Source organism: Bifidobacterium sp. POST2/T3 (B1) (assembly GCF_058197115.1).
In genome coordinates this window covers 1-3,269 of record NZ_JBVPQK010000300.1, presented here as the reverse complement: position 1 = coordinate 3,269, position 3,269 = coordinate 1, and the positions used below count along the sequence as shown (strand labels likewise).

The 3,269-nt window shown below is 58.0% G+C and carries 2 protein-coding genes and 1 pseudogene; 1 reads left to right on the top strand and 2 read right to left on the bottom strand.

All coding sequences use genetic code 11. The features are described from left to right. Positions 1-494: pseudogene (locus tag AC0AP0_RS10790) on the bottom strand (serine/threonine protein phosphatase); the annotation flags it as partial. A gap of 228 nt (positions 495-722) precedes the next feature. On the opposite strand from AC0AP0_RS10790, the gene AC0AP0_RS10785 reads away from it, so the two are divergent. Then, on the top strand, positions 723-1,682 hold the full coding sequence (locus tag AC0AP0_RS10785) for a polyprenyl synthetase family protein (RefSeq protein ID WP_490430464.1): 960 nt from the start codon (positions 723-725) through the stop codon (positions 1,680-1,682). Positions 1,683-1,901: 219 nt separating this feature from the next. Here the strand turns inward: AC0AP0_RS10785 and AC0AP0_RS10780 are convergent. After that, a partial coding sequence (locus AC0AP0_RS10780; RefSeq protein WP_490430463.1) for a cytochrome ubiquinol oxidase subunit I occupies positions 1,902-3,269 on the bottom strand: 1,368 nt, incomplete at its 5' end.

Here is a 3,269-nt window from a genome sequence, read left to right as displayed (position 1 = left end):
CCAACGGTTCTACGGACCAGATCCTCGGTGTGCTTGATGTTCTGCTGACGTACACGCTCGGCATCCCTACGGTCTGGTTCCCGACGGTCCGCAGCAGTTTTGCCATCCTGGGTCTTGGATGAGCGCTTCAGGGAGGCTCCTCCGAGCCCCAGGGCGCCGCCCATGCTCAGACCAGCAGAGTAGATGCCGTCCAGGGGGGTACTCCAACGCCTCTTGCGGAAGGTGCGCTCGTAGGCCGTGTCGTAACCGGCCACCTGGTTGCCCGAGAAGACCACCAGATCAGGCTTTGCCGCATCACATGCCGCGGCTATGAGTCTGATTGTGTCCGGAGAGACCTTGGGACCCTCCTGGACATCGGCCAGCTGCAGAAGTCTGAACTTGCCCGAGTAATGGAACTGAAGTCGCCCCAGTCGGGCCGAAACGGACAGCGGTCGATCATGCTCTCCCTCGCCGCCTTGTGGGGAGACCTGATCCGCGTGGTAATGCTGACTCATACGTCTAGCCTACTTCACCCGGTTTGACTCCCCGGTCGATCTATGCAGCCCCCTTACGAATGAAGCCCATGCCGGAACGTCTTCACAGCACGGCGACACCCTGATGTTAACTTGGCCACAGTGATTACGGCGACAGTCAGGACCGGGCCAACAGTCTTCAGGCCTGGCCCCGGTCTTGGTATATTGGATACGTTGCGGTTCTTAACGAGATAGAGGGAGCGTACCTCCATGGCAGAAGGACAAGAGCTCCTGTTGCGCAAGGATCTTGAGCGGGTTGTCGACCGTCTGCACCAGGAGCGTACCCATGTGGCTCCCTATCAAGAGGATTACCGTCGTCTGCTGGACAATCATGGCAAGATGATCCGCGCTGCCATGGTGGTCCTCTTTGCTCGTGCCGGAGCACGAACCGGAGGGCGCCTGGACGACACCGTCATCACCGGCGCCGCCGCCATCGAGATGCTTCATCTGGCTACTTTGGTCCACGACGACGTTCTGGACAATGCCCCCATCCGCCGCAACAAGCCCACGATCCACACCATCCGGGGTAACAAGGCCGCAATCTATCTAGGAGATCTGATCCTTTCACGCTATATGGAGATCATGGCCTCCATCGCCCCTGACACAGCCTTTATCCGCGAGCAGGCCGGCACGGTCTGCGAGATCGTAGGCGGCGAACTCTACCAAGAGTCAGACCGCCACCACACACATACAACCATTAACGACTACGACCGAGCCATCTCCGGCAAGACCGCAGCCCTCTTCCGCCTTGCCTGCCTGACTGGGATTCGCCTTGATGACCAGCCGACTGACCCCGCTTTGGAGCAGACCGCCAGAGACTTCGGCGGCAATCTAGGCATGGCCTTCCAGATCATCGATGACATCAACGACTTCGATCTGGATCGCGACACCGGCAAGCCCAAGCTGGAGGATATTCGCGACGGGATTTACACTCTGCCGGTTCTGCTGGGGTTCCAGGAGGACGAAAACTTCAGAGCCTTGGTCCAGCAGGACGATCCCGACCGTGTGGTCGACTATCTCAGAGCCCACCCCCAGCTGATGGAGAGCAGTCGGCAAACCGCCAGGGACTATCTCGGACGGGCTTCGGAAAGCCTGGAGGATTCCCACATCGACAAAGGCGTGCGCGACCTGTTGCAGCGGATTACAGTCAAGCTGACAGCCCAGGTCTGACCGAACCTGAACGAGTGAAGCCAGTCTGATATCAGATATACGCCGAACATGCATTACATCCGTCGCTTCATGCTCGGCATTGCTCTCTTTTCCGAATTTCACCACTGTCCGCCGCTGATGGCAAACCCCCCTATGACAGCAAATCCCCCGTTCCGAACCATGCAGTCCGAAGCGGGGGATTTACCGAAGGGGAAGGAAGTGTTTAAGGTCAGTCGGGCATCAGGCCAGGGCTACCCGGGCCGGTGCGCCATGCACCTTGGCAGGCTGTGGCCCATTGCCGTCATCCGGCTTGTAGAAGGGTCCCTGATGCAGGGTCCTCCTGGTGTAGAAGACCATGACTCCGCCCAGAACCAGGAAGAGCAGGAAGTAGACAATGCAAGTGAAGAGCAGGTTCGGCACCGTGCTGGTGGGCGAAACCCCATCGGCAATGGTCTGATAACCGTAAACCAGCCATGGATAACGTCCAAGCTCAGTCACCAGCCAGCCACTGGTCGTCGCAGCGAAGGGGGCGAAGGTGAAGATGCCCATAATCCAGAGCTTCCAACGCGAGGTGAACAGGGTGTTCTTCTTCTTACGTGTGAACCAGAGCACCAATGCTGATATCAAGGCAAAGGCAAACCCGATTCCGACCATCAGGCGGAAGACCCAGAATAGGGTGGTGACAGGCACATAGTAGTTCATGTCCTTGCCAAACTTGGCGTCGTACTTCTCGTGCAGCTCCTTGTTGACGGTGTTCATGCCCTTGACGGCGCCTGTCTTCTTGCCGTAAGCCAGCTGTGACATGGCTCCGGGAATCTCGACGGATCCCTCGATCTTATGGTCCTTCTCATTGATTAGAGCCACGGCATTCCAAGGGGCGGGATCACCCGTGTCCTCGTAGATGGCCTCGGTGGCGGCCAGTTTCATAGGCTGATCGGTCACGATGAACTTGCCCTGCAGATCGCCGTAGGTGATCACACAGATTGAGCCGATAAGCCCGATCAGGGCGGCCAGACGGATGGACTTGGTGAACAGGTTGACCTTGGCCTGCTTCTCGGAGTCGGCTTCGACAGCGGCCACGGCCTGGTCCTTGTTCCCCATGTGCATCCTCAGCAGGCTGAAAGCGCTGCAGCCCATGACCACGAAGGCCCCTGTGCAGACAGCGGCGAAGAAGACGTGGGGGAACTCAATCCACAGCTGGGGATTGGATACGACGTCACCAAAATTGCGCAACCGAACATGGCCGGTGGCCTGGTTGATCTCAAATCCAACCGGATGCTGCATGAAGCTATTGGCAGCCAGAATCCAGATGGCCGACATGGAGGAACCCAGGAAGGTCAGCCAGATGAAGACCGCATGCACGGCCGGCTTGAAACGGTTCCAGGTGAACATCCACACACCGATGAAAGTTGATTCCAGGAAGAATGCCACCAGGGCCTCGATTGCCAGGGGGGCCCCGAAGATGTCACCCATGAACCTGGAGTAATTGGACCAGTTCATGCCGAACTGGAACTCCTGGATGATACCGGTAACCACACCGACCGCAAAGGAGAGCAGGAAGATCTTGGACCAGAACATGGTCATCTTCTTGTAGACATCCTTCTTGGT

Excerpts from the sequence above, each read along its gene's own strand:
- AC0AP0_RS10785 (WP_490430464.1), top strand. The coding sequence starts at position 723 with ATGGCAGAAGGACAAGAGCTCCTGTTGCGCAAGGATCTTGAGCGGGTT.